Here is a 22,964-nt window from a genome sequence, read left to right as displayed (position 1 = left end):
CAGCGTCACCCGGGCGACAGTTCACCCCTGATATTGCAGCACGTGCATGCCGGCGTTCCAGTCGGAGACGAACATCAGCCCGTCGGGCCGCACATAGGCGTCGCAGGTCTTGGCCGCGAGGCCGATATTCGGACGCGGATCGACGAGCTTCTTCGGGACCGGCGGCACCCAGTACGCGATCTCCTTCGGTGCGAAGGCGTCGTTGATGTCGAACACCCTGACGCCGGCGTTGTTGTAGGTCGCGAAGATCGTCTCCTCGCTCTGAAACGATCCCGGGCGGTTCTCGTGCAGATTATGCGGGCCGAAGGTGCCGCTCGTGCAGAAGTCGCGATCGCGCGGCGTCGGCAACGTTGCGATCGGCACCGGATTCTCGGGCGCGCGCACGTCGAGCACGAAGGTGTGGAACAGGCCCTTGGCGCATTTCTCCGCATTGGCCTCGTCCGCGACGATCGCGAGCTGGCGCTTCGGCAGCGGCAGCGGCGTATGCGTGCCGCCGGCGAACGGCGGCGACCAGTTGATGTGCGACAGCAGTTTTGGATTGGCGGGATCGCTGATGTCGTGGATGGTGAAGCCGCCGTCGCGCCAGGCGGCATAGCCGCGATCCCCCGCCGTGATCATGTGATGGAGCGCAAAGCGCTTGCCCTTGGGCGTCGCCGGCTCGCCGGCCGCGCGGTTCATGCCCGGCAGCCACCATTTCGCGACGATGTCCGGTTTCGTGACGGTCTTGAGATCGACCACGCAGAGGATGTGGTCGGTGAAGCCGTCGAAATGCGCCGAGACATAGGCGTACCGGCCGCCCGGCCACCACAGCCGGTTGATGCCGAAGCCCGGCATTTCGAGGAAGGCGATCTCGCGCATCTCGCCCGGCTTCGAGATGTCATGGATCGACAGGCCGCAGCGAAATTTCTTGGCCTTGGTGATGCTGTCGACCAGCGTGTTCTCGAAATAGCCGCGCATGTTGTCGTAGGACTGCATCGCGACGATGTTGGCGCCGTTGGCCAGCAACAGCAGGTCGTCAGCCACCTGGAGATGGTGGGTGCGGGTGTATTGCCCCGCGGTGAAGAAATTGACCGGCTTCAGCGCGCGCGGATCGGATGCGTCCAGGATCGTCACGCCGTCGCTGAACATGTGCCCGACATAGACATGCTGCCGGTTGAACATCACCTGCACGCTGTCGGGCCGGCCGCCGATGTCGCTGTAGGAGATGTGCTTGATGCCCTTGCCGATGCCCTCGGGCGGAATCTCGGCCTCGGCGGACACTGCGGGCCCGGACCAGCCGGACAATGCGGCGGCCCCGAACACACCCGACAATTGCTGAAGGTGGCGGCGGCGCGAGACTTGAGGCATCGGTTTCCCCCCATTTTTTGGGGGATGATGCGCGCTTGCAGCGAGGCGTGCAAGCCTTGTTGACCGCATCAGCTTTGCGAGGCGCTCAGTTGCAAACTTCGCCGGGTATTTTGAAGCTTGGATTGGAGGGATGCGGGACTGATCCGAGCCGACATCCCTTGGCGATCGGCCTACAACCGGAGCTGCCGCAGATCATCTGCCCGGATGCCTGCGGCTTTGCCGCCGTGGACTCCGCTTCCTTGCGATCCTGATCGCGCCTCCGCGACTCCTCGCGCGCGACCGGCTTCTTCTCCTGGATCTTCTCGCATTCGTTGTCCTCGCCGACGCGATAGCCAGCGCGGCAGGTGATCTTGACGCATTGGTCGCCGTCGGCCTTGAAGCCGAAATTGCAGACGAGCGGGCAAACGCGTCCTGGCTTGGCCTTCAGCGCATCGAGCGCGTCGATGCTGGCAAGCTTCGCGTCGAACTGGGTGCCGGCATATTTGTTGAACAGGGTCAGCGAGCGCTGCGAGACGGCGTTCCAGTCGCCGTCGGCGGACGCGGACAGACAGCCGACGCGGCGCAACTCGCTCTGCACGGATTTGGTCAGATCGGCCGCGGACAAGGTGGATGCCGGCGCCGGCGAGAGGGCTGCAACTTTTTGCTCGACCTCGGGCATCTGCCGATCGGCCGCTGGCTTTGCAGCCTGCTCCGCCCTCTCGGCCGCCTGTTTGGCGGCAAGCTCGGCCTTGGCCTTCTCTGCGGCCTGCTTCTCGGCCAGGGCTTTCGCGGCTGCCGCCTCCGCAGCCTTGCGCTCGCGTTCCGCCGCCTCGGCCTTCGCCTGCTCGATCTCTTTCTTCTTTTCGGCTGCGATCCGTGCCTCTTCGGCGGCCTTGGCAGCCGCGGCGGCCTTCTCCTGCTCGGCCTTCTGGGCGCGCTCGGTCATGAGCCTCGCTTTTTCCTGCTCGGCCGCCCTCGCCTTTTGCTCGGCGGAAGCACGCGTCTCTTCGGCAGCGATCTTGTTCAACTGCCCCTTGGCCAGATTGGCGTAGAAGCCTTCCGGGTAGGCAGCCAGAAATGCTTCCCAGCCGTCGCGCGTCGCGAGCTGGAGCGCGAGCTCGTAGTCCCTGCGAATGGCCTCCTGCGGATTGGCCTGCGGACCGGTTGCGGCTTGCTTCGCGACGAGCGGCACGTCGTCGCCGCCGAGCGAGCCGTAGACGTAGGGCTCCTGCTTGTAGCCGGTCGTCTTGAGAACGTCGTCGCGCACGAAGCCGAAGGCCTTGCGCAGATCGAGTCCCGGCTTCGGCAGATGCTCAACCAGCGCCACAGCGAATGGGCTGTTTCTGGAATCTCCATCGGACGCCGTCGAGCCTGCCTTCGCCGCGAAGGCGATCATCGTGTTCGGGCTGGTCGGTTCGACCTTGGCAAGGCCGCGTCCGATCGCGCGCGAGGCCAGCGTGCGCTTCATCGTCTTGGCGAAGGGATTGTCGCGGCAGGCATCCAGGATGATCAGGCGCAGCTGCTTGGCCGGTTCGACCGCGAACAGGGCCCGCTCGACCGGGATGGTCTCGTCGAGGACGTCGCCGTCCGTCTCCAGCGTGGCGTCGGTTGGAATGAGATAATTGTTGCCGTCGAGCTCGATGCCGTGGCCGGCGTAGTAGATCACCGCCATATCCGCATCGCGCGTCCTGCCGGCGAACTCGCGCAACATGCGCCGCATCTCGCTGGCGCTGAGATCGAGCCGGACGTCGACTGAATCGAAGCCGGCCTTCTTGAACATTCCGCCGACCAACGTGGCGTCGTTGACGGGATTGCCGAGCTTCGGCGCGCTTTTATAGGCCGAATTGCCGATGATCAGCGCGACCCGCCGGTCGGCATGTGCCGGACCGCAAGCCAAACCCATCGCAAATATCAATAAAACAAATAGCCGAAGCGGAATCACCTGCGTCCCCCCGGATGCAATGCCGTGAGATTATTCGGGAGTGTCGCCGATTGCCAATCCTTCCTGTGTGACATCCATCACACAGAGCCTTGGAGTTGGACCTATGGTTATGTGGCGACGCTCCCAGCCCCGCGAGAGCTGAAACCGGGCCCGTCATCGCGCCGCGGAGCGTAGATCCGCCGGCTCGCGCGCACGCAGCAGGCGAGCTGCGGCCTCCTCTGGCGCCAGAGGTAGGGTGAACTGAAAGACGGCGCCCCGCGGCTCGTTGGCGCCGGCCCACATCCGTCCGCCATGCGCCTCGATGATCGAGCGGCAGATGGCGAGACCCATCCCCATGCCGGTGGGCTTGGTGGTGTAGAAGGCTTCGAACAGGCTCTCGACATTCTTCGGATCCAGTCCCGGACCGGAATCCCGCAAGGTGACCTGCACGCCGTCCGATGCATCCCGGCCGGTGCTGATCAGCAACTCGCGTCCCCCCTCGCCGACCGCCGCCATCGCCTCGATCGCGTTGACGATCAGGTTGAGTATCACCTGCTGAAGTTGAACACGATCCGCCTGAACGGGCGGCAAGCCTTCGGCAAGTTGCGTTTGCACCGAGACGCCGTTCTTGAACGCTTCGCTGCGTGTCAGCGCGACGACCTCGAGCACCGCCTGGTTGATCTCCATGTCCTCCTTTTGCGGGGGCGCCTTCCTGATCAGCGCCCGGATCCTGCCGATGACGTCCCCGGCGCGCATGCCGTCGCCGGTGATCCAGCCGAACGTCTGTCGAACCCGCTCCAGATTTGGCGGTTGCGCCTCCAGCCAGTTCAACCCGGCCTCGGCGTTCGCCACGATCGCGGCGATCGGCTGGTTGACTTCATGGGCAATCGATGCGGTGAGCTGTCCCATCGTGGTGACGCGATTGGCGTGCGCGAGCTCCATCAGGGCTTCGCGGTAGCGCCGTTCGTGCTCGCGGGCGTCGGCTTCCGCCCGCTTGAGCGCCGTCAGATCGAGAACGAAGCCGACGCCTTGATCCGTGCCCTCTCCAAACATGGTCCCGCCGATCAGCACCGGCACACGGCTTCCGTCCTTGCGCACATACTCCTTCTCGAATGGGTGGGCCGTCCCAACCCGCTTCAGTTCCTCTACGGTATGCACGTCGCGCTCGCGCCATTCCGGCGGCGTGAGGTCGAACCGATTCACGTGCCCTGAGACGAGATCCTCCCGGTCGTATCCGACGATGCGTAGGAATGCATCGTTGGCCTCGAGAATGCGCCCCTCGACCTCCCAGATGATGATGCCGATGATGTTGGCGTCGAACAGGCGCCTGATCTTGATGTCCCGTGCTGCAAGATCACTCTGGAGCTGAATGTTCTCCTCGGTCGCCTTTCTCCGTCGTTTCGCCTCGAGCCGCGCGAGCGCCAGCGCAGCGCCAGCCAACGCGACGACGAGGACGACAGCGCCGGCGATCAGCCAGGTCCAGCGTCGCTCGAAGGCTTCGGCGCGCGCCTCCCGGTCGGCGAGCCGAAAGCGCTCGTGATCCACCATCTGGTCGATTTGCGAGCGGATCTCGTCCATACTGCGGATCATTGCCAGCGCGGCCAGCCCGGATGCGCCGGCCGTCTTCAGCATCTCGTCGATCTCGCGCAGCGTTGCTGCAATGGTCAGTGCCACATGACCGGCGCGAAGGCCTTGCAACGGATCGTCCGCGACCAGCATCTGCAGCGCCTGAGCCTCCCGTCGTACGCTTTCATCGGAGACGCCGTAGGCCTTGAGATAGGCGGGGTCGAGGGTCATGAGATAGCCGCGCCTTTCGGTCTCCAGCTCCGCGACGATCGCCCGCAGCCGATCGAGCGTTTCGAGGACCTGACGGCTATGCTCGATGAAGTGATGAGCTGCCTGCCGCTCCTGCCAATATTGCAGTCCGAGGAAGCTGGTCGTGGCAAACAGGGTCACAAGCACTGCGACCGCAAGGATCAGCGGGCGAGCAAACCATCGCAAAGACAGAGCCGGAGCAGAGGCTGACATTTGCCTAGCGTCATGCTCGCGTGACCGGCGCGTCTTCTGGTGCCGAGGCCAGAGCATTGCTACAATGATAGCACGAATAGGCCCGCATGGGTGAGCCGGAAACCTGATCCAGGTTGCTTCGGCTTCGGCCCCAGCAAGTCGTCCGGCGAGAGCCGCGATGTCGCAGGGTGCGGGCCCGCTCACGTGTCGTGAATGACTGCCTTGGTGAAGGAGCATTGACATGGCGCAGGGTGACAACGCACTGAACCGTCAGATGCCGGCCAGCCGGCGCAGTTTCGTCAAGGGATTGGGCGCCGGTGCGATGCTGCCGGCCCTCGGCGTGCTGCCGCGGTGGAGTTTTGCCGAGAATGCCGCTGCAACCCGCGCCAACGCCGCGATCGACTGGAAGCAGTTTGCGGGTCAGACGATCGCGCTTTCGGGCGCGATCCATCCGTGGTCGAATGCAATCGCGCCGCTGTTGCCGGAGTTCACCATCCTTACCGGCATCAACGTCGCCGTCGATTTCCAGCTAGAAACCACCTATCTCGGCGCACTGCCGATCCGGCTCGCCCGCGGCAGCAGCACGCCAGACGTCTTCATGTTCACGACCTATGGCCAGGGCATCTCGAACGGATGGCTGGAGCCGCTGAACGGCTATTATTCTAACAAGTCGCTGACCGACCCCGCCTGGTATGACGAGAGCGACCTGCTCAAGACCGCCCGGGCCTTCCCGCTGTGGTCGGACGGCGAACGGTACGCCGTGCCGATTACCTCGGAGGCGATGACCCTGTTCGTCAACAAGGATGCGCTGGCAGCCAAGGACCAGCCTGTCCCCCAGACCTTCGAAGAGCTGCTCGTCACCGCCAAGGCGGCCAAGACCGGCGGGATGTCGGGGATCGCCATGCGGGCCCAGGCCGGCGGCAATTCCTCCCCACCGGCCATGGGCTTCCTGTTCTCCTATGGTGGGGCCATGGTCGAGCACAACAAGGTCGCTTTCGCGAGCCCGGAGGCGATCGCCGCCGTCGAGATGTACGGACAACTGCTCAGCCAGGCCGGGCCTGCCGGCGTCGGCAGCTATGAATGGTACCACGTGCTGGACGACTTCCTGCAGGGGCGGACGGCCATGGCAATCGACAGCAGCAACTTCGCAACCGACATCTCCAATCCGGCGAAAAGCCGCGTCGCCAAGCAGGCTGGATTTGCAACCTTTCCGCATCTCGCCGGCCGCAAACCCGTCCCCTTCATGTCGCACTGGCAGGCCTGCATCAATTCCAAATCGCGAAACAAGCGGGCGGCTTTCCTGTTTCTGCTCTGGGCAACGAGCAAGGCGACCTCGCTTCAGACTGCTGCGGCGGGGCTGGCGACGACGCGCGTGTCGGCCTGGTCGAGCGAAGGCTTCAAGAAGGCGTTCGGCTCGCAAGCCGCCGAGGCGGCACTGACCAACTTGCAGAACGCGGATGTCGACCGCGCCAAGGCAATCCTCTTCCATCCGCAATCGAGACCGATCCTCGACGCCTTCATGATCGGCGTCAATGAAGTGGTCAACGGTGCGAAATCGGCGAAGGAAGCGATGACGGGCGCCGCCGAAAGGGCCAATGCGGCGATCCGCGGCTAGCAGCGATGTGGTGCTCGATCGGACGAGTTGGGGCCGCGCCGTGCACGGCCCCATGGGGCTAACCCGCCTGGCCACGGAGGTCAGGCGAAAACCACCTCGTGCCGCATCACGAACGGCGCGAGCAGCGTGTGCACCTCACCGGCCGCCATCTCGCGTTGGTCCGCAGGCACGCCCGCAAGCGTCACGGTAGCGATCGAGCCGTGGCTGCCGTGGGCGCCGACCTTGACCGAGCAATCGATGCCACGCTCGGTCAGCGGCGCCAGCACCTTGGCGAACACGCGCTGCGCCGCGTCCCAGCGCAGTTGCGGCTTGAACACCTTGCCGACGCCGGTCACCGGCATCGGATCGATCGGAATGACCTGCACCGGCACGGCGGCGCGCTCCGGCGTGCGCTCGCGAACCCAGGATTCGAGTTCGCCCGGCTCGACGGTCGCGCCGGGCTTGAGCTGGACATAGCCGACCGGCAGCTCGCCGGCATAGGCGTCGGGCTGGCCGACCACGGCAGCGAAGCCGACCGCGGGATGGCGGAACATGATCTCCTCGATCGGCGCCGGATCGATGTTGTGGCCGCCGCGGATCACGAGATCCTTGGCCCGGCCAGTGATCCAGAGATAGCCGTCGGCATCGAGCCGGCCGAGATCGCCGGAATTGACCCAGACGTCGTCGACGAACGCACCTCTGTTGTGCTCGTCGTTAAGATAGCCGCTGAACACGCCGGGCCCGGCCATGATCACGACGCCGATCTCGTCGGGCTTGCAGTCGCGGATCAGGCGGCCGTCGGCATCGAGCTGCACGATGCGCACGCGCGCATAGGGCATGGGAAGGCCAACCGAGCCGAGCCGGATCGGCCGTGAGGGATAAGCGAGCGTGTGCACGCTCGAGGTCTCGGTCATGCCGTAGACCTCGACCACCGGCAGCTTCAGCTTCTCCTGGATCGCCGAGCCCACCGCGACGGGGATCGCCGAACCACCGCCGGCTGCATATTTGAGGCTGGAGATGTCGGCACTGCCCGGCGGCACCGCGAGCGTCGCGGCCAGCACCGTCGGCACGCTCGACAGCGCCTCGGGCTTGAAGCGCTCCACCAGGCTCCAGATGTTCTTCACCGAATTGGGATTGCGCCAGCCGCTCGGCGACAACACGACCAGCGAGCCGCCGCTCGACAGCGTCAGCAGCACCTGTGTCAAAGATCCGCCGACATGAAACAGCGGCATGCCGAACAGCAGGTTGGACCCCGGCTTCGATTTCAGCAGCAGATTGAGCGCCCAGGCCTGATAGACTTGGTTGGCATGGGTGTGCCGCACCAGCTTCGGCGTGCCGGTGGTGCCGCCGGTGTGGAAATAGGCGGCGACGTCGCTACCCGAAATCTTGCGCCCGCTGACAAGCCGGTCCGCCGGCTGCTGCTTGATCAGGTCGTTGAACGCAAAGATGCCCTTGTCCGGATCGCCGCCGCCGAACACCTGCACGATCGCCTTGAGGTGCTTCAGCTGCGGCCGGATCTGCTCGACCTTCTGCCAGATGTCCGTCCCCGGCATCGGCCCGAGCGCCACCAGCACTTTCGTATTCGCCGCTTCCAGAATTTCCGCGATCTGATGCGGCTCCAGCAGCGGGTTGACGGGATTGGCGATGCCCGCGGCTTCCGCGCCCAGCAGCGTCACGAAGGCATCGGGCACCAGCGGTAACATGAAGCTGACGACGTCGCCCTTCTCCACGCCAAGCGCGTGAAACATGTTGGCGGCCTGCGTCACGCGCGCGATCAGATCGCGATAGGTGACTACGAGCGGCGTGTCGGCAGGATCGGCGTTTTGCAGGAACTGGATCGCGGCACCGTCGGGGTTGCGTGCAGCACCGAGCTTGATGGCGTCATACGTGCTCTCGGCCGCAACGCGATCCGCGTAAGGGACCGCTTCGAAGGCGCGAATCTCCGCGTCCGTCGAAAGCTCTGGATAGTCGTCGCCGATCAGCCGATCGAGCGCGTGGATGCCCGCCATGGAATTCCGTCCTCCCTCTGTTCATTGCCCCGCCCCCTGTCTTTTGACATTTGGTTCGGACGAGGCCTCGGCCGATGGCCGGCCGAGCGGGGCCACAATGATGGATGATTTGGCGTTCGTCCATTGTCTCGCCGCGGCGTCGATCAGGTTCGGTTCACGCGGCCTTTGAACCTGCACGCCCGATCCGGGGACCAAGAACTGCCGTCAGATTCTCTGGCCAGCGTCCTGCCGCAAGACTTGGGGTGATCATGACCACGCGCTCGCGAAACCGCATCACGAAGCTGATCCTCGCGCTCGCCATGGCTTCGGCGATTGCAGCGCCGGCAGTCACCCTGCCCCAGGCTGCGATCGCTGCGGACAGCCAGATCGACAAGATGCGCGCCAAGATCGCGGCCTTCATCGGCGACAAGATGGAGAAGCTGGGCGGCTCGCGCATCGTCTACAAGGTCGACGGCGACGGTATGCGCGAGAGCGCCGTCACGGATTTGCGCGACGAGGTCTACAAGACCCTGCGCGAGAGCAAGATCGCCTTCTCCGGTCTTGCGATCCGCGACGGCGGCGTCGAGGTGAAGATCGCGGACGCCAAGGGTCGCGAAGAGCTGAAGCGCAAGCTCGCGTCCGCCGCTGAAGGCCTGCCGTCGCATGCCCTCGCCGTGACCGACGGCGGCGACGGTCTCCTCAAGCTCAAGCCGACCGATGCGGCATTGGCCGCGGGACTGCACGATCTCGTCGATGATTCCATCGCCATGATCGAGCAGCGCCTCAAGGACGCCGGCATCAATCTCGCCAGCGTCCAGCCCGACGGGACCGATCGCATCCGCATCTTCCTGCCGGGCATGATGGAGCCCGAGCGCGTCACTGCGATCTTCGCCACGAAGGTGAAGGTCGGCTTCCGCCTGGTCGATCTCTCGATGCCGGCGGAGCAGGCCCAATCGGGCACGCCGCCCGCGGGCAGCGAGGTCCTGCTCGGCTTCAAGGACAAGCGCCCCTATCTGGTCGCCAGGGACAGCGCGCTTGACGGCGACGACATCAGCTATGCCGGGCCGGCGATGTCGAGCGGCACGAATGAACCGATTGTCTCGTTCCGCTTCAACGGTCGCGGTACGCGCCGCTTCGCCCACATTACCGAAGAAAACATCGGCAAGCCCTTCACCATCGTGCTCGACGGCAAGGTGATCTCGGCTCCCGTGATCCGCGAGCCCATCACCGGCGGCTCCGGCCAGATCTCCGGGAATTTCACCCTGGAAGAGGCGAACAGCGTCGCCATGATGGTGCGCGCCGGTGCGCTGCCGGGCCATCTTGGCCTGGTCGACCAGCAGGTCGTGCAGCCCGCCGCCAAGCCCTGAGGCGGCCCCTCCACCGAACGCCCCGTCCGGGTCCGCCGGGCCTTCCGCGGCTGCAGGCAACACCGACGCCCCGGGGCGAATCACCCGGGCGCGGCGGCCATACGCACAACCAACGGGCAATTGCCGAAACGCCCGATCAGGCTAAAATTTGCCTCTTGCGGCATGACGGCCAAAGGCTTCATTTCAAGCGGTCGTCATTCGATTTCCGCTATACGAGTACCCAAGGACTGAAGGCCTTACGCGGGGTTAGTACCATGCTGTCCGGCAGCGCAGACACGTCGTCCATCCTCGACCGCATCCTCGATGCGGCGACGGACAATCTCAGGATTGCGAAGATCCTGGTCCAGATGGGCCTCGATCCCAACAACGTGACCTGGGACGGGATCTTCAACCGGATGCTGGAGATCTTCATCCACAACATCACCCTCGCCAATCTGTTCGCCGCGGTCGGCGCCGGTTTCTTCGTCGCCACCCTGCTGATGCGGACCATGGTGCCCCTGCGCGTCGCCAACATGGTCGGCTGCGCCTTCTTCGCCGTGTTCGGCGCGCTCACCGCCAACGTCTCGACGTTCCTGCTCTATCTGCTGCTGCTTCCGATCAACGCACTTCGGCTGCGGCAGATGCTCAAGCTGGTCAAAAAGGCGCGCCATGCGGCCGAAGGCGACATGTCGATCGAGTGGCTCAAGCCGTTCATGACCGAGCGGAAATATCGCAGCGGCGACACGCTGTTCAAGCTGGGCGATCCCGCCAAGGAGATGCTTCTCACGGTCACCGGCAAATTCCTGGTCAAGGAGATCAATGTCGAGATCGGGCCCGGCGCGCTGATGGGCGAGCTCGGCTTCCTCACGCCGGACAACCGCCGCACCGGAACGATCGAATGCATCGAGGACGGCCAGGTGCTGACGATCACCTATGACCGCCTGCTCGAGATCTACTTCCAGGACCCGCAGTTCGGCTATTACTTCCTGGTGCTGACCAGCCAGCGCCTGCTGCAGAACATCGATCGCCTGCAGAAGCAGTTGGCGACCGCGCGGGCGCCGACCACCAACAGGATCGCGTAACGCCCGCTCAGCTCAGCAGCAGCGCCATGCCGGGATCGCCCTTCTCCATCGCCCGCCGGTAGGCGGGGCGCGCACCGATGCGGCCGAGATATCTGACCACGTTCGGACAGCGCTGAAGATCATAGGGCTGGAAGTAGCGCATCGTGGTGAGCGAGAAGCCGATCATGATGTCGGCGGTGGTGAAGGTCTTGCCCGCGAGGTATTCGGCGTCACGAACGCGCGCGTCCACCAGGTCGAAGGCGCGGTCGACGCGTCCCCTGGTCGCGACCAGCATCGGATTGTCATCAGTGAGCTTGAGCCGGTTCAGGATCATCAGCCGGCCCATGCCGGCCTGCAGCGTGCCGTTTGCGAAGTGAAACCAGTACAGGAACTGCGCGAAGTCGGCGTCGTCGGGGCGGAGCGCGAGACGGCCATTGCCGTATTTCGCCATGATGTAATCGACGATGGCGCCGGACTCGGCCAGCACGAGATCACCGTCCGTGATGACGGGCGCCGCCCCGATCGGATGCAGCGCCTTGTAGTCGGGCGGCGCCAGCATGGTCGTGGCATCGCGCGTGTAGCGCTTCAGCTCATAGGGGATTTCGAGCTCCTCGCAGAGCCAGACGATGCGCTCGGACTGCGACTTGCCGAGATGATGGACGGTGAGCATGACGCCTCCTGCGGACCAATTGACGCCCTATCCTAACCCGTCATTACGAGCGCAGCGAAGCAATCCAGACTGGTGCCTGCGGAAAGATTCTGGATTGCTTCGCTCCGCTCGCAATGACGGCGCGGAGAGAGCGCTCCACACCCTCCCCTCGTGCCCCGGACGCAGCGCAGCGCTTCTTCAGCGATGCGCTGCTGAGCCGGGGCCCATGCCGCCGAGTGCATGCCCTGTGGTGTGGGTCCCGGCTCTGCGCAGCAGCGTTGCACGCTGCAGCGCGTCCGGGACACGAGAGTGAGCCTACCCCACCTCGTCCGTCACCATCCGCGCCACGACGCGGTCGCGGCGGATGAAGTGGTGCCAGAGGGCGGCGACGACGTGAACAGCGATCAACGCGAGCAGCACATAGGCAAAGAGGATGTGGCGGTCCTCATAGGCATTCGCCGCCGCGCGGTCGGGAGAGGTGAATTGCGGCACGTGAAACAGGCCAAAGAAATCCGAATAGTCGGGCGTGTGCGCGCCGGAATGCGCCCAGCCAAGCATGACGACGACGATCACGGCGAGATACAGCGCGCCATGGCTGACGCGGGCCGCGATCTTCTGCCAGCGCGAGGTCTTGGCCGGCTGCGCCGGTGTCGGGTTGACGAGGCGCCAGACCAGCCGCAGCACGGTGAGCAGCAGGATCAGATAGCCGATATCGGCGTGGATCGAGCGATAGAAGAAGCGGTCGGGACGCGCCGGCATATGGTTCATCCACCAGCCGAAAGCGATCATGCCGATGATGGCCAGCGCCAGGCCCCAATGCAGCCACCGGGAGACGCTGCCCCAGCCGGCGCTCGTATTTCTGATCATGTCGGATCCCCGGAATTTTGCGGATATGTCGCCGTCCGCGGCGCGGATATCGCTGTCTGATAGCGGGACAATGCGGTAATCGCGAAATTGAATCGTTCCAAATAGGCTGGGACCCGCCCCCGCCGCAAAACCGCCCCAAAAACCGAATGGTAACCATGACGGGCTAGGGTAACGACGTGACCAACTCCTCGACGATCCTGGTGTTCGATTCCGGCCTTGGCGGGCTCACGGTGCTCCGTGAGGTCGTGGCCGCGCGCCCGGACGCGCATTACGTCTACGTCGCCGACGACGCCTTCTTTCCCTACGGCCACCACAGCGAGGACGAGATCATCGCCCGCGTCGTGCCGCTGATGGGCGAGCTGATCGGCGCGCATGATCCGGACCTCGTCGTCATCGCCTGCAACACGGCGTCCACCCTGGTCCTATCGCATCTGCGTGCCGCTTATTCCCTGCCCTTCGTCGGCACGGTGCCGGCGATCAAGCCGGCCTGCGCCCAGTCGAAGACGCGCCGCGTCTCGGTGCTCGGCACCAAGGGCACGGTGAAGCGCGAATACACCAAGGCGCTGATCCGCGATTTCGCGCAGGGCTGCGAGGTGACGCTGGTCGGCTCGCCCGAGCTTGCCTCGCTCGCCGAAGCCGAGCTGAGCGGCACGTCCGTCAGCGACGACGCCATCCGCGCCGAGCTTGCCCCCTGCTTCGTCGGCGAGGCCGCGGGCGCGCGCACCGACACGGTGGTGCTCGCCTGCACGCACTATCCCCTGCTGCTCGACCGCTTGAAGAAGCTCGCGCCCTGGCCGGTCGACTGGATCGACCCGGCGCCCGCGATTGCCCGCCGCGTGTCCGACCTGCTCGGCGCGCGCAGCGGCGGCATCGTGCAATCCGGCGCCGAGATGATCTTCACGTCGAACCGCGCGCATGGCCTCAGCGCCACGCTGACGCCGTTCTTCGGCGGGCGCGCGGTCGCCTGACTTTCCGGAGACACGGCGCGCTGCTAGGCTTCGCCGTCGTCATTGCTCCGCAGGTCATCCCATGCCGCTCCCCGCAAAGCCGCTCAATCGCCTCCGCCAATTGTGGAGCGAGGGCCGCCCCGCCTTTGGCGCAATCGCGACCATCCCGAGCGTGCAGATGGTGCAGATCATGGCGCGCTCGCTGGACTGGATCATCGTCGATCTCGAGCACGGACCGATCGGGCTCACCGAAGCACACGCGATGATCGCCGCGACGACCGGCACGCCGTGCACACCCCTGGTGCGGATCGCGGCGAACGAGCCGTGGCTTGCGAAAGCGCCGATGGACATCGGCGCCTTCGGCATCAACTTTCCGATGATCAGCAATCGCGCGGACGCCGAGAAGGCCGTGCGCAGCGTGCGCTATCCGCCGCGCGGCGACCGGCTCTGGGGTCCGTTCCACGCACCATTCCGGTGGGGCCAGTCGATGCCCGACTACATGGCCGGCGCCGATGACGAGATGATCTGCATGGTCACCATCGAGCATGTCGAGGCCGTCAACCGCATCGACGAGATCATGGCAACGCCTGGCATCGACGTCGCGGTGATCGGCCCCGGCGATCTCGCCACGTCCATCAACAAGCGCGGCCAGATGGACGATCCGGAATTGCTCGCGCTGGTCGCCCGCGCGGAGGCCGGCATCCTCAGAAGCGGCGTGCCGATCGGCGGCGTGGCCCGCACCGCCGACCAGGCCAACGCCCTGGTCGACCGCGGCTACCGCGCCATCGCGCTCGGCTTCGACTGGTCGCTGTTCCAGCGCGGCATCATGGCCGCCTTCGAGGGCATCAGGCGCTGAACAAGCCGATTGCCACCTTGCCGGGAACTGCCGCGCTGCTAGGGTCCGCCTCCCAGGGAGGAAAAACCATGCTCAAAAAGACTTTGCTCGCTCTGTCCTTCGCCGCCATTGCCTTTGCGGCCTTCGCCCAGCAGCCCGGAATCAAGCGTACCCCGCTCCAGAAGGTCGAATTCCCCGACGGTTACGCCACCATCACCGCCATCGCGGAAGTCCCGGCGGGCGGCGCGGCCGGACGCCATACCCATCCCGGGGTCGAAACGGGGTACGTGCTGGAAGGGGAGCTCAATCTCCTGATCGACGGCCAGCCGGAGAAGACCCTGAAAGTCGGCGATTCCTACCAGATCCCGGCTGGCGTCGTGCACGACGCCAAGGCTCATGGCGATAAGGCCATGAAAGTGCTTGGAGTTTACATCGTCGACAAGACCAAGCCGCTGGCCTCGCCGGCGCCCTGATGCGGCGAACCGACCGGCCCCAAGCGGGTTAGGTTCGTGCTACAGCGTGCGGCGGGCAGGAACCTGCTCGCTGCACATATTTTCATCTGCGGGAACCGAAGGACCAGATGCGCGGGACGCCCAAGACCATTTCGCTGCCCCGGCGCCTGATTTGCGACCTCATGCGCGCGTCGATGGACGTGCCGTTCGTCTCGCTGTCCCGTTCACTCAACATCCGCCCCCTGCTGGAGGCCCGCGCAGGTGCGATGGCACCTGCAGGCTGGGCCGCCATGTTCGTCAAGGCGTTTGCCATCGTGGCCAGGGATGAGCCGATCCTGCGCACCGTCTACGCCAAATGGCCCTGGCCGACGCTGTACGAGCTGCCCAGGAGCGTGGCGCTGGTGGCCGTTGCCCGGGTCGAGGATGGCGAGGAATGCGTGATGCCGCAGCGAATCGCGGCCCCGGAGGCCCTGCCGCTGGCGGAGGTGGACGCCGAGATCCGCCGCGCCAAGACGGCGCCGATCGAGGACGTCCCGATGTTCCGCAAGATCATGCGGGCGACCCGCCTGCCGCTGCCCCTGCGGCGCCTGTCCTGGTCCATCGGGCTGAATTTCGGCCGCCAGCGTGGCAACTGGTTCGGCAGCTTTGCGGTGAGCTCGGTGGCCGCCTATGGCGGCGGAGAGCTCCATCCCGTCACGCCAGGCCCCTATATCGTCAGCTATGGGGTGGTCGAGCCCGACCAGACCATCCATGTCGTGATCCGCTGGGATCACCGGGTAACCGACGCCGCCCCCATCGCCCGGGTCCTGACCCGGCTGGAACAGGTCCTGAACACTGACATCGCTGCCGAATTGCGGGCGGCGGGCTCAAAGCCGATCCGGGCGGTCAGGACGTGATTCCGGGCCGTTCGCATTGACAGCGAACCCCAAACTCCCCTAAAAGCCGCCTGCTCGCGGGCCGTTTTCGGCCCGCGAAGCGTTTCGCGACCCGTGGTCCAGTCCCTTAAGCTTTGGGGATCGGACCTGTCGGTGCCGGGATCCATCCCGTCACACAGGAGGGCGCGTTTCCTCAAACCAACCTAACTCTATCAAGAGGACGCGATGACTAAGCGCAGTGAGGCGAAGTACAAGATCGATCGCCGTATGGGCCAGAACATCTGGGGCCGCCCGAAGAGCCCCGTGAACCGTCGTGAGTACGGCCCCGGCCAGCACGGCCAGCGCCGCAAGGGCAAGCTCTCCGACTTCGGCGTGCAGCTGCGCGCCAAGCAGAAGCTGAAGGGCTACTACGCCAACATTTCCGAGCGCCAGTTCCACGGCATCTATGTCGAGGCCAGCCGCCTCAAGGGTGACACCGGCGAGAACCTGATCGGCCTGCTGGAGCGTCGTCTCGACGCGGTCGTGTACCGCGCCAAGTTCGTCTCGACGATCTTCGCCGCCCGCCAGTTCATCAACCACGGCCACATCAAGGTGAACGGCCGCAAGGTCAACATCTCGAGCTACCAGCTCAAGGTCGGCGACGTGATCGAGGTCAAGGAAGCCTCCAAGCAGCTCGCCCACGTGCTCGAAGCCAGCCAGCTTCCCGAGCGCGAGACCCCCGACTATCTCGAAGTCGACCACGGCAAGATGACCGCGAAGTACACGCGCATCCCCGGCCTCTCCGACGTGCCGTTCCCGGTGCAGATGGAGCCGCATCTGGTCGTCGAATTCTATTCGCGCTAAGATCTGACTATCGAAAGGCCCCGGTTCGCCGGGGCCTTTTTGCTTAAGAGCCACACTTCAGTGGCCGCAATGCTTTGAGGAGCCGTCGCATGCTCTACACCCCTCCCCCTATCAATCCCAAGGCGCCGCCGGTGCGCATCAATCTGCTTTCGGACACGCAGACCAAGCCGACGGCTGGAATGCGCGAGGCGATGGCGCGGGCGGAGGTCGGCGACGAGCAGGTCGGCGACGACCCGACCGTGAACGCGCTGTGCGAGCGCGTCGCCGCGCTGATGGGCAAGGAAGCCGCGGTCTACATGCCCTCGGGCACGATGTGCAACGTCACCGCGACGCTGGTGCATTGCCGTCCCGGCGACGAGATCCTGGCGCATGAGACCGCGCACATCATCGCCCGCGAAGGCGGCGCGCATGCCGCGATCGGCGGTTTTCAGGTGACGCAGCTCAAGGGCCCCGACGGCCAGTTCACGCCGGAGACCTTCCGCAAGGCGCTGCACCCGCGCACGCGCTACCAGCCGCCGCAGACCGTCGTCAGCGTCGAGCAGACCGCCAATATCGGCGGCGGCACGATCTGGAAGAAGGCAGCGCTCGACGAGATCGTCGCGATCGCCAAGCAGCACGGCCTCGTCACGCACATGGACGGCGCACGCCTGCTCAACGCCACGGTGGCCAGCGGCATCTCTCCGCGCGACATGACCGCGGGCTGGGACTCGGCCTGGATCGATTTCTCCAAGGGCCTGGGCGCGCCGATCGGCGGCGTGCTCGCGGGCACGCGCGCCTTCATCGACGCGGTCTGGCAGTGGAAGCAGCGCCTCGGCGGCTCGATGCGGCAGGCCGGCATCTGCGCGGCCGCCTGCATCTACGCGCTCGACCATCACGTCGAGCGCCTTGCCGACGACCACGCCAATGCGCGCGCACTCGCCCGCGGGCTGTCGCAGATCGCAGGCATCGAGGTGCAGGAGCCCGAGACCAACCTCGTGTTCTTCAAGCCCGACGGCGCCGGCATTCCCGGCGACAAGATGGTGGCGGCGCTGCGCCAGCGCGGCGTGACGCTCGCGATGATGGACGGCCGCATCCGCGCCTGCACGCATCTCGACGTCAATGCGGCCCAGGTCGAGGAAACGATCGGATATGTGCGCGAGATCGTGCGCGGGGCGTAACTACCGCCCCATCGCCTGATAGATCAGCGTCTTCAGCGCGAGTTGGACCCGCCCGCGCTGCGAGGGGGTCTGCACCATGAAGATCCCGAACAGATCGTCCTCGGGATCGATGAAGAAGAACGTGCCGCCGACGCCGTCCCAGCGATATTCGCCGAGCGGCCATGACGTCCCCTCGGGCACCGAGGTGCGCACGGCGAAGCCGAGACCGAAGCCGCTCGATGCGCCCGGATAATAGTTCTGCTCGCGTGAGACCTTCGTGTCCGGTCCTATGTGGTCCTTGGCCATCAGCGCGATGGTCTCGGCCTTGAGATAGCGGCGGCCTTCGAACGTACCGCCATTCAGCAGCATCTGCGAGAAGCGCGCGTAGTCGCCGACCGTGCCGACGAGGCCGCCGCCGCCGGACTCCCATTTCAGCGGTTGCCGGGGATCGCGCACCTGCGTCATGGGGCTGATCGCGCGGTCCGCAGGCATCGGCTCGGCGATGCGCGGCCACTTGGCGGGATCGGCCACATAGTAAGCGGTCTCCGTCATCCCGAGCGGATCGAGCAGCCGCTCCTTCTCGAACTGGAGCAGCGATTTGCCCGAGATCACTTCGACGATACGGCCGAGCACATCGGTGGAGAGGCCGTAGTCCCAGATCGTGCCGGGCTGTTCGGCGAGCGGCAGCGTGGCGATCTTCGCGACGAGCTCGGCATTGTTCAGGGCCTTGTTGTCGAACAGGCCGGCGTCGGCATAGAGCTTGTTCACCGGGCCCCCGCCATAATAGCCGTAAGGCAGCCCGGAGGTGTGGCGCATCAGATCCTTGACCGTCACCGGACGATTGAGCGGCTCGAGATCGAGCGAAACCTTGCCGTCCTCGGCCTTCTTCTCGACGCCGACTTTCATCCTGCCGAAGGCCGGAATGTATTTTGCGACGGGATCGTCGAGCGAAAGCTTGCCCTCCTCGACCAGCATCATCGCCATGACCGTCGTGACCGGCTTCGACATCGAATAGAGGCGGAAGATCGTGTCCGCGCTCATCGAAATCTCGGTGGCGACGTCGCGGACGCCGAAATTCTCGTAATAGACCGGCTTGCCGTGCTGCTGGAGCAGCAGGATCGCGCCCGGGAACGTTCCGGCGGCGACCTCCTTGCGGATGTAGTCGGAGACCTTGGCGAGGCCTTCGGGCGAGAAGCTGCGCGCGCGCCCGTCCGGGCCCGCCTGCGCACCGGCCGCACTCGACAGCAGAACGAGCGCCGCGAACAGCGCGCGGCGCCCGAACATGTCAATTCTCCATGGATTCATAAACCAACTGCTTCAATGTCCGCTGCACGCGCTGGCGCTCGGTCGGGGTCTGTTCCAGCAGGACGAAGAACATGTCCTGCTTGGGATCGATCACGAAGTAGCAGCCGGAGGCGCCGTCCCACTTCAATTCACCGAGATCGCCGGGCGGTGGCGGCTTTGCGTTGCCGGGATCGGTTCGGACCGCGAGCCCGAGGCCGAAGCCGAAGCCGTCGCCGGGGAAGTAGAAATAGTCGCGATCGACGCCGGAGCCCGGACCGATCTTGTCGGTCGTCATCAGCTTGAACGCATCGGGCTTGAGGATCGTCTTGCCGTCGAGCGTCCCGCCATTGAGCAGCATCTGCGCGAAGCGCTCATAGTCGGCCATGGTCGTCACCATGCCGCCGCTGGCGAACTGGATCTTCTTGACGACCGTCGGATCGTTGATCCGGCCAACGCGGAAATCGCTGTCGTTCGGCACCGGCTGCGCCATAAGCTTCTGCTTCTCGGGAGCCGTCACGAAGAATCCGGTATCGACCATGCCGAGCGGGTCCAGCAGCTTCTCCCGCATGATGTCGATCAGCGGCTTGCCGGCCGCGATCTCCATCACGCGCGCCAGGACGTCGGTCGAATGACCGTACTGCCACAGCGCGCCCGGCTGGTTGTGCAGCGGCAGCTTGGCGATGCGCTCGGCGAACTCGGCGAGGTCGAAATCGCCGGCATAGATATTGGCATCGCGATAGGCCTTGCGGACCAGGCTGTCGCCGTAAAAGCCATAGGTGATGCCCGAGGTGTGGCGCATCAGGTCGAGCACGGTGATCGGCCGGTTCGGTGGCACCAGCTCGAGCGACTTGGTGCCGTCGTCGGCCTTCTTCTCGACGCCGACCTTCACGTTGGCGAAGGAGGGAATGTATTTCGAGAGGGGATCATCGAGCTTGATCTTGCCGTCCTCGATCATCTGCACGGCAACGACGGAGGTGATCGCCTTGCTCATCGAGAACAGGCGGAAGATCGTCTTGTCGGTGATCGGCGCCTTGCTGGCTACGTCCTGGACGCCGAAGGCCTCGTGGTAGACAGGCTTGCCGTGCTGCCTGATCAGCACGGTGGCGCCGGCGATCTTGCCGATCGCGACCTCGTTCTTGAAGAACTCGCTGATCTTGCCGAGCTTCTCCTGGTTGAAATGCGCGCCGGCAGGAATCTCGTAGGTGCCCTCCGCCTTCGCGAACGACATCGCGCCAAGCGACAACAACGCGCCAAGCGACAACAACGCGCCGCAAGCGAACGCACGCAGTCCAGATCGTAAAATCATATCCCCTCCCCGGAACATGGTCCGGCGGAGTGTACCGACCGGGCCATCAGGCACAAGGGCCGCTGTAGCGCGCCAAAACGTCCGTATGGAGCGCCGCGCTTGCCTCCGAAAAACAACAGAAGACGACGTGGCCGACCGAGGGCACGGCCGGCAGAGCGTCGATGACCGTATGAATCGCGATCTTGGCGGCCCGATCGGCAGGAAAGCGGAAAATCCCGGTCGAAATCGCGGGAAACGCCACCGAGGTCAGCTCGTGCTTGCCGCACAGCTCCATCGAACGGCGATAGCAGGAGGCGAGCAGATCGTCCTCGTTGAGGGTGCCGCCGTTCCAGACCGGCCCGACGGTGTGGATCACATGCGCGGCCTTGAGCCGGTAGCCTTTGGTGATCTTGGCATCACCGGTCTTGCAGCCGTGCAGCATGCGGCATTCGGCGACCAGATCAGGCCCGGCGGCGCGATGGATCGCGCCATCCACGCCGCCCCCGCCAAGGAGCGACGAATTCGCGGCGTTGACGATGGCGTCAACGCCGAGTGTCGTGATGTCGGCAACGATGACCTCGAGCTCCGCGCCGCCAATCCGGCGCGACAGCATGGTCACGGCCTCAGGCCGCGACGACGACGCCCTTCTCGGAGAAGAGCTGCTGCAATTCGCCGGCCTGGAACATCTCGCGGACGATATCGCAGCCGCCGATGAACTCGCCCTTCACGTAGAGCTGCGGGATGGTCGGCCAGTTCGAGAATTCCTTGATGCCGTTACGCAGCTCGGCGGATTCGAGCACGTTGAGGCCCTTATAGCCGACGCCGATGTGGTCGAGGATCTGGACGACCTGGCCGGAGAAACCGCACTGCGGAAATTGCGGCGTACCCTTCATAAACAGAACCACGTCGTTCGACTTCACTTCGTTGTCGATGAATTCCGCGATGCTCATATCCGTGTCCTTCTGGGGCAGAGCCCTCACCAATTGCTTCGGGCCGGCTCAGCCGATCTAACCCGATACCTGCCTATATATGTAGCCCAAACCGTTGTGCATCCAAAGTAAAATGGCGGCGAACGGGCCTGCCCCGGCCCCTTGTCCCGAGCCTTGTCCCACCCTGGGCGGCCGATCCGGACGGTGCCGGCTCATTGCATGATGGCACGAATATCATCGCCGGGGAGGACTTTCATACCGTAACGGAGCCCCTATCTAGGACGAACCTTGGTTTTGGAACCGGGCAACGCCAACAACGTTCTCTTGTCCTGTCTGGAGAAAAACGTGACGAAACCAGCCTCCGCCACGGCCGCCCCCGCGCTTTCGTCACCGTCCTCCGACCCGGGCAGCCTCGCCCGGCGGCTGGAGGATGCCTTTCTCACCGTCCGCAACGAGACCGAGCGCCGGGCGGCGCCGCTGTCGCCCGAGGACCAGCAGATCCAGTCCATGCCGGATGCGAGCCCGGCGAAATGGCATCGGGCCCATACCACCTGGTTCTGGGAGCAGTTCTTGCTCGGCGAGCACGCCCCCGGCTACCGACCCTTCCATCCCGATTTCGCCTTCCTGTTCAATTCCTATTACGTCAGCGCCGGGCCGCGTCATGCCCGCAATCATCGCGGCGACATCACCCGTCCCAGCGCAGACGAGGTCGGCGCTTATCGCCGCCATGTTGATGCGGCGGTCGTGAAGTTTTTTCGGGAAGCGGAAGCGGAAAAGCTCCGGGCCCTGGCGCCGCTGGTCGAGGTCGGGCTCAACCACGAGCAGCAGCATCAGGAGCTGATGTTCACCGACATCCTGCACGCCTTCGCACAGAACCCGGTCTACCCGGCCTACGATGCGGACTGGCGCTTTCCATCCGCGACGCGCGCCGGTGACGATTGGATGACGCTCAACGAAGGCATCCATACCGTCGGCCATGTCGATGACAGCTTCCATTTCGACAACGAGAAGCCGGCCCATCGCGCCCTCGTCGGCCCCGTCAAGGTCGCCCGCAATCTCGTGACCAATGCCGAATGGCTCGCCTTCATGCGCGACGGCGGCTACCGGACGGCAACGCTGTGGCTGATGGACGGCTTTGCCGCGGCCAGCAAGGAAGACTGGCAGGCCCCGGGCCATTGGCGCGAGGTCGACGGCGGATGGCAGGTGATGACGCTGGCCGGCCTCAGGCCGGTCGATCCCGACGCGCCGGTCTGCCACGTCAGCTATTACGAGGCCGATGCGTTCGCGCGCTGGGCCGGAAAGCACCTTCCGACCGAGACGGAATGGGAGGTTGCAGCCCGCACCCGTCAGCTCAACGACGCCTTCGGCATCGTCTGGCAATGGACCCGCTCGTCATACTCGCCCTACCCCGGCTACCGCGCGATCGAAGGTGCGCTCGGCGAGTACAATGGCAAGTTCATGGTCAACCAATTGGTCCTGCGCGGCTCCTCGCTTGCAACCCCTGAAGGCCACAGCCGTATTACCTATCGTAACTTTTTCTATCCTCACCACCGCTGGCAGTTCACCGGCCTGCGGCTTGCTGACTACGTCTAGTCTTTAATCCGACGACAGATGCGCGC

The 22,964-nt window shown here is 65.0% G+C and carries 20 protein-coding genes; 10 read left to right on the top strand and 10 right to left on the bottom strand.

Features of this window, described 5'->3' with window-relative positions:
- Positions 1 to 21 precede the first annotated feature (21 nt).
- The 3 genes from A7X65_RS00755 to A7X65_RS00745 all read right to left on the bottom strand — a co-directional run bounded on the left by A7X65_RS00755 (position 22) and on the right by A7X65_RS00745 (position 5,275).
- Positions 22 to 1,347: an LVIVD repeat-containing protein gene (locus tag A7X65_RS00755; RefSeq protein ID WP_082884793.1), complete on the bottom strand. Its 1,326-nt coding sequence runs from the start codon at positions 1,345 to 1,347 to the stop codon at positions 22 to 24.
- An 85-nt stretch (positions 1,348 to 1,432) separates the two neighbouring features.
- A complete protein-coding gene (locus A7X65_RS00750; protein ID WP_063682487.1) occupies positions 1,433 to 3,229 on the bottom strand; it encodes a caspase family protein in 1,797 nt (598 codons plus the stop codon).
- Positions 3,230 to 3,421: 192 nt separating this feature from the next.
- On the bottom strand, positions 3,422 to 5,275 hold the full coding sequence (locus A7X65_RS00745) for an ATP-binding protein (protein WP_063682486.1): 1,854 nt from the start codon (positions 5,273 to 5,275) through the stop codon (positions 3,422 to 3,424).
- 220 nt (positions 5,276 to 5,495) lie between these two features.
- Between A7X65_RS00745 and A7X65_RS00740 the strand changes: the two genes are divergently transcribed.
- Positions 5,496 to 6,869: an extracellular solute-binding protein gene (locus tag A7X65_RS00740; protein ID WP_063682485.1), complete on the top strand. Its 1,374-nt coding sequence runs from the start codon at positions 5,496 to 5,498 to the stop codon at positions 6,867 to 6,869.
- A gap of 80 nt (positions 6,870 to 6,949) precedes the next feature.
- Here A7X65_RS00740 and A7X65_RS00735 read toward each other — a convergent pair whose 3' ends face one another.
- Positions 6,950 to 8,857, bottom strand: a complete 1,908-nt coding sequence (locus tag A7X65_RS00735; RefSeq protein ID WP_063682484.1) for an acyl-CoA synthetase — start codon at positions 8,855 to 8,857, stop codon at positions 6,950 to 6,952.
- A gap of 248 nt (positions 8,858 to 9,105) precedes the next feature.
- On the opposite strand from A7X65_RS00735, the gene A7X65_RS00730 reads away from it, so the two are divergent.
- Together A7X65_RS00730 and A7X65_RS00725 are read left to right on the top strand one after the other, a co-directional pair.
- Positions 9,106 to 10,203, top strand: coding sequence for a SecDF P1 head subdomain-containing protein (locus tag A7X65_RS00730; protein ID WP_063684721.1), 1,098 nt, complete (start codon positions 9,106 to 9,108; stop codon positions 10,201 to 10,203).
- A 254-nt stretch (positions 10,204 to 10,457) separates the two neighbouring features.
- Complete coding sequence (locus A7X65_RS00725; RefSeq protein WP_063682483.1) at positions 10,458 to 11,264, top strand: Crp/Fnr family transcriptional regulator; 807 nt, start codon at positions 10,458 to 10,460, stop codon at positions 11,262 to 11,264.
- A gap of 7 nt (positions 11,265 to 11,271) precedes the next feature.
- Here A7X65_RS00725 and A7X65_RS00720 read toward each other — a convergent pair whose 3' ends face one another.
- Positions 11,272 to 11,913 (bottom strand): glutathione S-transferase family protein, encoded by a 642-nt coding sequence (locus A7X65_RS00720; RefSeq protein WP_063682482.1) that lies wholly within the window; start codon positions 11,911 to 11,913, stop codon positions 11,272 to 11,274.
- A gap of 294 nt (positions 11,914 to 12,207) precedes the next feature.
- Positions 12,208 to 12,759, bottom strand: a complete 552-nt coding sequence (locus tag A7X65_RS00715) for a cytochrome b (protein WP_063682481.1) — start codon at positions 12,757 to 12,759, stop codon at positions 12,208 to 12,210.
- A 176-nt stretch (positions 12,760 to 12,935) separates the two neighbouring features.
- On the opposite strand from A7X65_RS00715, the gene murI reads away from it, so the two are divergent.
- The 6 genes from murI (at position 12,936) to A7X65_RS00685 (ending at position 17,868) form a co-directional block, all read left to right on the top strand.
- Complete coding sequence (gene murI, locus A7X65_RS00710) at positions 12,936 to 13,727, top strand: glutamate racemase (RefSeq protein ID WP_063682480.1); 792 nt, start codon at positions 12,936 to 12,938, stop codon at positions 13,725 to 13,727.
- Positions 13,728 to 13,788: 61 nt separating this feature from the next.
- A complete protein-coding gene (locus tag A7X65_RS00705; RefSeq protein ID WP_063682479.1) occupies positions 13,789 to 14,562 on the top strand; it encodes an HpcH/HpaI aldolase family protein in 774 nt (257 codons plus the stop codon).
- Positions 14,563 to 14,630: 68 nt separating this feature from the next.
- Positions 14,631 to 15,014: a cupin domain-containing protein gene (locus A7X65_RS00700; protein WP_063682478.1), complete on the top strand. Its 384-nt coding sequence runs from the start codon at positions 14,631 to 14,633 to the stop codon at positions 15,012 to 15,014.
- A gap of 107 nt (positions 15,015 to 15,121) precedes the next feature.
- Entirely contained in the window at positions 15,122 to 15,889 is a 768-nt protein-coding gene (locus A7X65_RS00695; protein WP_063682477.1) for a hypothetical protein, read from the top strand.
- A gap of 204 nt (positions 15,890 to 16,093) precedes the next feature.
- Entirely contained in the window at positions 16,094 to 16,711 is a 618-nt protein-coding gene (gene rpsD, locus A7X65_RS00690; protein WP_063682476.1) for a 30S ribosomal protein S4, read from the top strand.
- Between the two features lie 89 nt (positions 16,712 to 16,800).
- A complete protein-coding gene (locus A7X65_RS00685; protein ID WP_063682475.1) occupies positions 16,801 to 17,868 on the top strand; it encodes a threonine aldolase family protein in 1,068 nt (355 codons plus the stop codon).
- Here the strand turns inward: A7X65_RS00685 and A7X65_RS00680 are convergent, their stop codons facing one another.
- The 4 genes from A7X65_RS00680 to grxD are packed head-to-tail and all read right to left on the bottom strand — an operon-like array spanning position 17,869 to position 21,366.
- Positions 17,869 to 19,131, bottom strand: coding sequence for a serine hydrolase domain-containing protein (locus A7X65_RS00680; protein WP_063682474.1), 1,263 nt, complete (start codon positions 19,129 to 19,131; stop codon positions 17,869 to 17,871). It abuts the gene before it with no gap.
- Between the two features lies 1 nt (position 19,132).
- Positions 19,133 to 20,437 carry a serine hydrolase domain-containing protein gene (locus tag A7X65_RS00675; RefSeq protein WP_063682473.1) on the bottom strand — a complete coding sequence of 435 codons (1,305 nt, stop codon included), beginning with the start codon at positions 20,435 to 20,437 and terminating at the stop codon, positions 19,133 to 19,135.
- A 46-nt stretch (positions 20,438 to 20,483) separates the two neighbouring features.
- Complete coding sequence (locus A7X65_RS00670; RefSeq protein ID WP_063682472.1) at positions 20,484 to 21,035, bottom strand: O-acetyl-ADP-ribose deacetylase; 552 nt, start codon at positions 21,033 to 21,035, stop codon at positions 20,484 to 20,486.
- Positions 21,036 to 21,039: 4 nt separating this feature from the next.
- A complete protein-coding gene (grxD, locus tag A7X65_RS00665; RefSeq protein ID WP_063682471.1) occupies positions 21,040 to 21,366 on the bottom strand; it encodes a Grx4 family monothiol glutaredoxin in 327 nt (108 codons plus the stop codon).
- Between the two features lie 273 nt (positions 21,367 to 21,639).
- Between grxD and egtB the strand changes: the two genes are divergently transcribed.
- The gene (gene egtB / locus A7X65_RS00660) at positions 21,640 to 22,938 is read left to right on the top strand and encodes an ergothioneine biosynthesis protein EgtB (RefSeq protein ID WP_063682469.1); all 1,299 of its coding nucleotides are present in this window, start codon (positions 21,640 to 21,642) and stop codon (positions 22,936 to 22,938) included.
- Positions 22,939 to 22,964 lie beyond the last annotated feature (26 nt).

The sequence above is a fragment of the Bradyrhizobium stylosanthis genome, assembly GCF_001641335.1.
In the GTDB taxonomy this organism is placed as follows: Bacteria; Pseudomonadota; Alphaproteobacteria; order Rhizobiales; family Xanthobacteraceae; genus Bradyrhizobium; species Bradyrhizobium stylosanthis.
The sequence above is the reverse complement of the archived record's forward strand: the minus strand, read 5'-3'. Positions and strand labels throughout refer to the sequence as shown.

Coding starts and splice junctions, on each gene's coding strand:
- A7X65_RS00755 (WP_082884793.1), bottom strand. CDS start 1,347: ATGCCTCAAGTCTCGCGCCGCCGCCACCTTCAGCAATTGTCGGGTGTG.
- A7X65_RS00750 (WP_063682487.1), bottom strand. CDS start 3,229: ATGGGTTTGGCTTGCGGTCCGGCACATGCCGACCGGCGGGTCGCGCTG.
- A7X65_RS00745 (WP_063682486.1), bottom strand. CDS start 5,275: ATGTCAGCCTCTGCTCCGGCTCTGTCTTTGCGATGGTTTGCTCGCCCG.
- A7X65_RS00740 (WP_063682485.1), top strand. CDS start 5,496: ATGGCGCAGGGTGACAACGCACTGAACCGTCAGATGCCGGCCAGCCGG.
- A7X65_RS00735 (WP_063682484.1), bottom strand. CDS start 8,857: ATGGCGGGCATCCACGCGCTCGATCGGCTGATCGGCGACGACTATCCA.
- A7X65_RS00730 (WP_063684721.1), top strand. CDS start 9,106: ATGACCACGCGCTCGCGAAACCGCATCACGAAGCTGATCCTCGCGCTC.
- A7X65_RS00725 (WP_063682483.1), top strand. CDS start 10,458: ATGCTGTCCGGCAGCGCAGACACGTCGTCCATCCTCGACCGCATCCTC.
- A7X65_RS00720 (WP_063682482.1), bottom strand. CDS start 11,913: ATGCTCACCGTCCATCATCTCGGCAAGTCGCAGTCCGAGCGCATCGTC.
- A7X65_RS00715 (WP_063682481.1), bottom strand. CDS start 12,759: ATGATCAGAAATACGAGCGCCGGCTGGGGCAGCGTCTCCCGGTGGCTG.
- A7X65_RS00705 (WP_063682479.1), top strand. CDS start 13,789: ATGCCGCTCCCCGCAAAGCCGCTCAATCGCCTCCGCCAATTGTGGAGC.
- A7X65_RS00700 (WP_063682478.1), top strand. CDS start 14,631: ATGCTCAAAAAGACTTTGCTCGCTCTGTCCTTCGCCGCCATTGCCTTT.
- A7X65_RS00695 (WP_063682477.1), top strand. CDS start 15,122: ATGCGCGGGACGCCCAAGACCATTTCGCTGCCCCGGCGCCTGATTTGC.
- rpsD (WP_063682476.1), top strand. CDS start 16,094: ATGACTAAGCGCAGTGAGGCGAAGTACAAGATCGATCGCCGTATGGGC.
- A7X65_RS00685 (WP_063682475.1), top strand. CDS start 16,801: ATGCTCTACACCCCTCCCCCTATCAATCCCAAGGCGCCGCCGGTGCGC.
- A7X65_RS00680 (WP_063682474.1), bottom strand. CDS start 19,131: ATGTTCGGGCGCCGCGCGCTGTTCGCGGCGCTCGTTCTGCTGTCGAGT.
- A7X65_RS00675 (WP_063682473.1), bottom strand. CDS start 20,437: ATGATTTTACGATCTGGACTGCGTGCGTTCGCTTGCGGCGCGTTGTTG.
- grxD (WP_063682471.1), bottom strand. CDS start 21,366: ATGAGCATCGCGGAATTCATCGACAACGAAGTGAAGTCGAACGACGTG.